The organism is Wolbachia endosymbiont of Glossina morsitans morsitans (assembly GCF_000689175.1).
Taxonomy (GTDB): domain Bacteria; phylum Pseudomonadota; class Alphaproteobacteria; order Rickettsiales; family Anaplasmataceae; genus Wolbachia; species Wolbachia pipientis.
On record NZ_AWUH01000001.1, the window covers coordinates 1 to 5,197 of the forward strand.

Annotated in this window: 4 protein-coding genes and 2 pseudogenes; all 6 read right to left on the reverse strand. The window is 36.0% G+C overall.

The window, feature by feature from the left end; translation table 11 throughout:
* Window positions 1-32: 32 nt before the first annotated feature.
* The 6 genes and pseudogenes from uvrB to WGMM_RS07050 all read right to left on the reverse strand — a co-directional run bounded on the left by uvrB (window position 33) and on the right by WGMM_RS07050 (window position 4,924).
* Complete coding sequence (gene uvrB, locus WGMM_RS00005) at window positions 33-1,946, reverse strand: excinuclease ABC subunit UvrB (RefSeq protein WP_038248049.1); 1,914 nt, start codon at window positions 1,944-1,946, stop codon at window positions 33-35.
* 395 nt (window positions 1,947-2,341) lie between these two features.
* A pseudogene (locus WGMM_RS05385) lies at window positions 2,342-2,521 on the reverse strand (transposase); the annotation flags it as partial.
* Window positions 2,522-2,941: 420 nt separating this feature from the next.
* Window positions 2,942-3,319 carry a cytochrome c-type biogenesis protein gene (locus WGMM_RS00010; RefSeq protein ID WP_038248052.1) on the reverse strand — a complete coding sequence of 126 codons (378 nt, stop codon included), beginning with the start codon at window positions 3,317-3,319 and terminating at the stop codon, window positions 2,942-2,944.
* A complete protein-coding gene (locus WGMM_RS00015; RefSeq protein ID WP_038248054.1) occupies window positions 3,303-4,343 on the reverse strand; it encodes a hypothetical protein in 1,041 nt (346 codons plus the stop codon). The genes WGMM_RS00010 and WGMM_RS00015 overlap by 17 nt, the downstream gene beginning before the upstream one ends.
* Window positions 4,344-4,345: 2 nt before the next feature.
* Window positions 4,346-4,705 (reverse strand): annotated as a pseudogene (locus tag WGMM_RS00020) (2Fe-2S iron-sulfur cluster-binding protein).
* A 96-nt stretch (window positions 4,706-4,801) separates the two neighbouring features.
* Window positions 4,802-4,924, reverse strand: a complete 123-nt coding sequence (locus tag WGMM_RS07050; RefSeq protein ID WP_275039467.1) for a hypothetical protein — start codon at window positions 4,922-4,924, stop codon at window positions 4,802-4,804.
* Between the last annotated feature and the right edge of the window lie 273 nt (window positions 4,925-5,197).

A 5,197-nucleotide genomic window follows, 5' to 3' on the forward strand; every position in this document is an offset into this window, starting at 1 on the left:
TTTTATACTATGCCCATAGCATCATATATTACTTAACCTTGCAATAATTTTTTTATTCTTGCTGCTTCTTCGAACTCTAAATTTTCAGCATGCTCTATCATTTGCTTTCTCAAATCATCCTTATTAGTATTTACTTTCGGTTCTGCTATTGCCCTCTCCTGTAAGGTGTTTGATATAGGTTTTATTATAGTCTTTGGGACAATATTGTGCAATATATTATGTTCTTCTTGTTTTTTTCTTCTTCTTTCGGTCTCTCTTAATGCACGGTCCAGAGAACCAGTGATTTTATCTGCATACAAAATTACTCTACCTTCAGCATTACGCGCAGCACGACCGATCGTTTGAATTAATGAAGTTTCCGATCGCAAAAATCCTTCTTTATCAGCATCCAAAATTGCAACCAACCCACACTCTGGAATATCAAGACCTTCCCTCAGCAAGTTAACACCCACTAAAACATCGATTTCTTTAGATCTCAATTTGTATATAATTTCTATTCTCTCCAGCGCAGCAATATCAGAATGCAAATAACTCACTCTCATATTCAATTCACTCATATATTCAGCTAAATTTTCAGCCATTTTTTTCGTCAATGTGGTGATTAAAACACAAAATCCCTTCCCTATTGTCACTTGTGCCTCATGAATTACATCATCAATTTGACTCTCTATTGGTTTTACAATGCAGATTGGTTCTGTAAGCCCTGTTGGACGGATAACTTGCTCTATAAATACATTATTGGTCTTTGCCAACTCATACTTTCCTGGAGTGGCTGAAATGTAAACAGTCTGCGGCCTAACTCCCTCCCACTCTTCAAATTTTAATGGACGATTATCAAAAGCGGAAGGGAGCCTGAAGCCATAGTCGATCAATTGCTTTTTACGCGCCTCATTACCACTGTACATCGCACCGACCTGAGGAACGGTGACATGACTCTCATCAACAAATAAAATTACGTCTTTGGGTAAATATTCAAACAAAGTAGGTGGTGGATCCCCAGCTTCCATTCCATAGAGATAACGCGAATAATTTTCAATACCTTTACATATTCCTGTTGTTATCATCATTTCGATATCAAAATTGGTGCGTTGCTCGAGGCGCTTTGCTTCAACAATCTTGTTTTGCGAGTAGTAATAATCCAAGCGTTCATGCAGCTCTTTTTTGACTAGTTCAATTGCCTGCAACAAAGCCTCACGCGGGGTTATGTAATAGCTATTTGGAAAAATGGTGATTTTATTTACGCCTTTGGTAACATTGCCCGTTATAGCATCAACTTCAGAAATTTCTTCTATTTCATCGCCAAATAACGATAAACGCCAAGCTTTATTTTCATAATGGGAAGGAAATATATCAACAATATCGCCGCGCACTCTGAAATATCCTCTCTCAAACCTGGCATCAGAGCGCTTGTATTGAAGATCAGTTAAGTTGCTCAGGAAATCATTAATACGAATTTTATTTCCAACACTAAGCGGTATGATCATGCTGCGGTAGCTCTCAGGCGAACCAAGACCGTATATGCAGGAAACACTGGCAACTACGATCGTATCCCTGCGCTCCAAAAGGGAGCAGACGGTGGAATAACGCAGCATCTCAATTCTTTCGTTAATTGCAGAATCTTTTTCGATATAAGTATCAGTTTGTGGTAAATAGGCTTCAGGTTGATAATAATCATAATAAGAAATGAAGTATTCAACAGCATTATGGGGAAACAATCCTTTCATTTCCTCATAAAGCTGTGCTGCTAAAGTTTTATTGTGTGCCATAATTAATGCAGGCCTATTTGTTCTTGCAATAACATTTGCCATAGTAAAAGTTTTCCCAGAACCAGTAACTCCAAGCAAAACCTGATCTCTTTTATTACTATTTAGCCCTGCAATTAAGCTATCGATTGCCTGTGGTTGATCCCCAGCCGGTTGAAAATGTGTAGCGATTTGAAATTTCATAGACTTTACTTACTATCTTTGATTCATTGTATAGTAAACACTATATTGCTTTTAAGATAAGTTGTATAGCTATCGTAAAGCCATAAAACATTAACCAACAATGTCATGCAAGTAGCTGACACTGGAATCTTGTTTCAATGTTAAACAAAATACCATAGAATTCAAGAAGACAATTCCTAAAAAATCCCTACATCCAAAAAAAGGCAAAATGCTGCTTGAATAAGCTAAATTTTTTTAGATGCAAAAACAATAAAACATAGTTGATACTAAAGTTATAGTACTCCTATGACAACGTTACAAAAATTAAGGAAATGGATAGCTCTGCTCAATTGGAATAGTATTTTCAGGTACCGGTGGTCAATATGACATTTTTAAAATAAAGATTTAGAACCTGTTTAAAATCTTCTCAATAGAAGAGAAATCAAGGAAAGAACGACCATTTGTAGGCTAGTGTTAAGTTTTCGCTCGCAATTTTTCCACAATCGTCTGCATTTTTCTAACCAAGCGAAAGATCGCTCTACAACCCATCTTTGTGGCAATACAGCAAAGGAATGTAATTCACTTCGTTTTATTATAGCTCTTTTTACAATAATCCTAACAGATCATAATATGCTACTGGCCTGCTATAGCCATAAACACATATCTTATCGCATTCGGACTATTATAAGAAAGGCTATATTATCAATAAACATCAAAAGAGCATAGGACAATAATTTTATTGAAAATAAAGATAGCAATGCCGATGGAAGGGACAAGCAAGAACTTAGTTAGACTTCGTGGTAAATATGTTGCCGTCCACTTCCGCCTAACAAGTATGATGCGGCTTGACAAATTTATTGTCATCTCAGACCGCGGAGAGAAGCATATGCTACTGTTAAGTTATGTAAAATTACCAAGGATTATGGAGAAGATATGCTGTTTTGATTTGTGTGAAAATTATTGTTGACTTATGTGCAATTAGAGAACCTAAGTCACTTTAGCTATATATAAAAAGTTTAAGTGGTTGTATTGATGTATCTTTGTATTAAAAAACACCCAATAAGCAGAGTTGTAAGTGGAATAAACCACAAAATGTAAGTGCTAAGTGGTACGATTATAATTGAATTGCCGTAAGAATTTTTTAACTCTGAGATTATCTCTTCATCTGTGTATCCATCATTGATTTTTTTACGAATTGCTTCTCGCATATCATACGCGATCTGAGATCCAGATTCAGACAATGATTCGCCAGAACATATTGGACACCTTATTATTTCAAATAAACTTGTTGCTCGTTTTTCCATGCTTTTATCTCTGAGTTTATTATCCAGAGTAAAAGCGTTTACGCCTGAGTGGAATATCAATATGAAAAGTAAACTAACTACTGCTCTCATCCTTGGTTAATTGGGTTATTTTACTGAGCTGGTTCATAAAATCAGTGGTGGATAACTTTCCAATAAAGCTTGACCCTACATCATCATCGTACTTTATTGAAAATTGAATGCCATCATCAGTTGTTTTTTCTGATAGGGAAGACATTAATTTTTCAAACGCATCTGAAGTTTTTGAGTCACCAACCATAAACGAGATTAATTCTTTATAATTTGATATAGCCACGTTGATTTTGTCTTTAAATGAAGACGTAACCAAATTATAATTTCGCACTCCACCATCTGCAGCAAGAGAAAAATTATTACTTTGAATTAAAAATTTCTCTATGTTGAAATTAATTCTGGAAGCTGAGATGTGGTTTACAAATTCGTAATCAAATTTAGTGTCGATACTAAGGTAACTTTCAGGACTTGCAGTATTTTTATACCGATAAGTATAAAAATCAAATCCTAGTTTAGTATTTCCACTTGGTTCTTTATCGAGGTGAAATTGAATGTAATTGCTTTTATCATTCACTTCAGTTATAACACTTTGCTGATTTTCTAAAACATCACATTTTAATCCATAATCTTCGTAACGAAGTGTATCTATATAGTCTATCACGGTACTATTTTTGTTGAATCGCAATGAAGATGGTAAATCGTTTAGTCTAACAACAAAGTGGCTGCTATCGTTTGTGTGGCATTTTATATTCTTTTTCTCATCACCATGAACAGCAACATTGACTTCATTGCTTGGTATGTAGATATATACTGATTTATCAAACAATCTATTTTTTATCAATAAAGCATCAGATGAGATGGTTAATTGCTCATTGGAAAATTTTGGGTTTGTCACAGGAAAAATTAGGTTAGAAGGAAATCCACTAAAATCATGTGAAATATCAAATTTTTTGTCGTTAATGTATAGTATTGTTTCAGCTAAAAGATTTTTTACCTTACATGCAGAAAAATACCAAAAACCACTATACGCTACAGGAATAAACAAAAGTAAAGAGATGATAATATATATAAAAATCTTACGCATAGCTAATCACTCCCCTGTTTATCCAATGATATATTTCTTGTACCCCTTGGTATGGTTACACACAAGCCGTCGATATCTTTTGTGATTTTTATTTGGCATCCAAGCCTCGACGTCTCTGTTAAGCCGAAAGCTAGGTCTAACACACCATTTTCCTCATCAGATATGGGATTATGCGTTTCTACAGCATCTTAAGATTTTGGATCAACAATCACGTGGCATGTAGAACTAGCAAGAGAGCCTTCACATGCATATTCAAGTAGATCTGGATCACTTCTATGGGCTAAATTGAGCAGAGTTTCTCCCTCTGCAGCTTCATAACTTTTCTTACTCCCATCAGGTAAAATAAAAGTAACAGATGGCATATTGTTCCTATTAAAATCCTTACTAATTTCTCTATATCCTACAGGTAATAACTAATATTTGCAAACTCTTTGCAATTCCAGTGCCTATATTTCTTGTTATCCAAGTAGCTCTTTGTTGTCATCCGAGTAGCTGACACTGGTTCCTTTATGACGGCAGTGCCCTCTTCTTGCCATCCCAGTGCCCTGATTACTTGGATCCAGAAAAAAGAATGGTGTCATGCAAGTAGCCTCCTTCTCCTGTCATCCGAGTAGCTGACACTGGGATGACACCCCACTTAACCGTCATACTGCCGCGGTATCTCTTAGCCGCTAACAAGCAGCGGGATAACGAGCTTATCGTCACGCCGTCGCGAACCGTCATACCGCCGCGAACCGTCATACCGCGATTCATTCGCGGTATCTCAGCCGCTAACAAGAGATCCCGCTAACAAGCAGCGGGATGACGATTGTCGTTTAGCCATAAATATTAAGAAATTTACCAAATAAAAAAAA

What these genes read in the sequence shown, in the direction of transcription:
- WGMM_RS00015 (WP_038248054.1), bottom strand. Translation starts at nt 4,343, where the DNA reads ATGCGTAAGATTTTTATATATATTATCATCTCTTTACTTTTGTTTATT.
- uvrB (WP_038248049.1), bottom strand. Translation starts at nt 1,946, where the DNA reads ATGAAATTTCAAATCGCTACACATTTTCAACCGGCTGGGGATCAACCA.
- WGMM_RS07050 (WP_275039467.1), bottom strand. Translation starts at nt 4,924, where the DNA reads ATGACACCATTCTTTTTTCTGGATCCAAGTAATCAGGGCACTGGGATG.
- WGMM_RS00010 (WP_038248052.1), bottom strand. Translation starts at nt 3,319, where the DNA reads ATGAGAGCAGTAGTTAGTTTACTTTTCATATTGATATTCCACTCAGGC.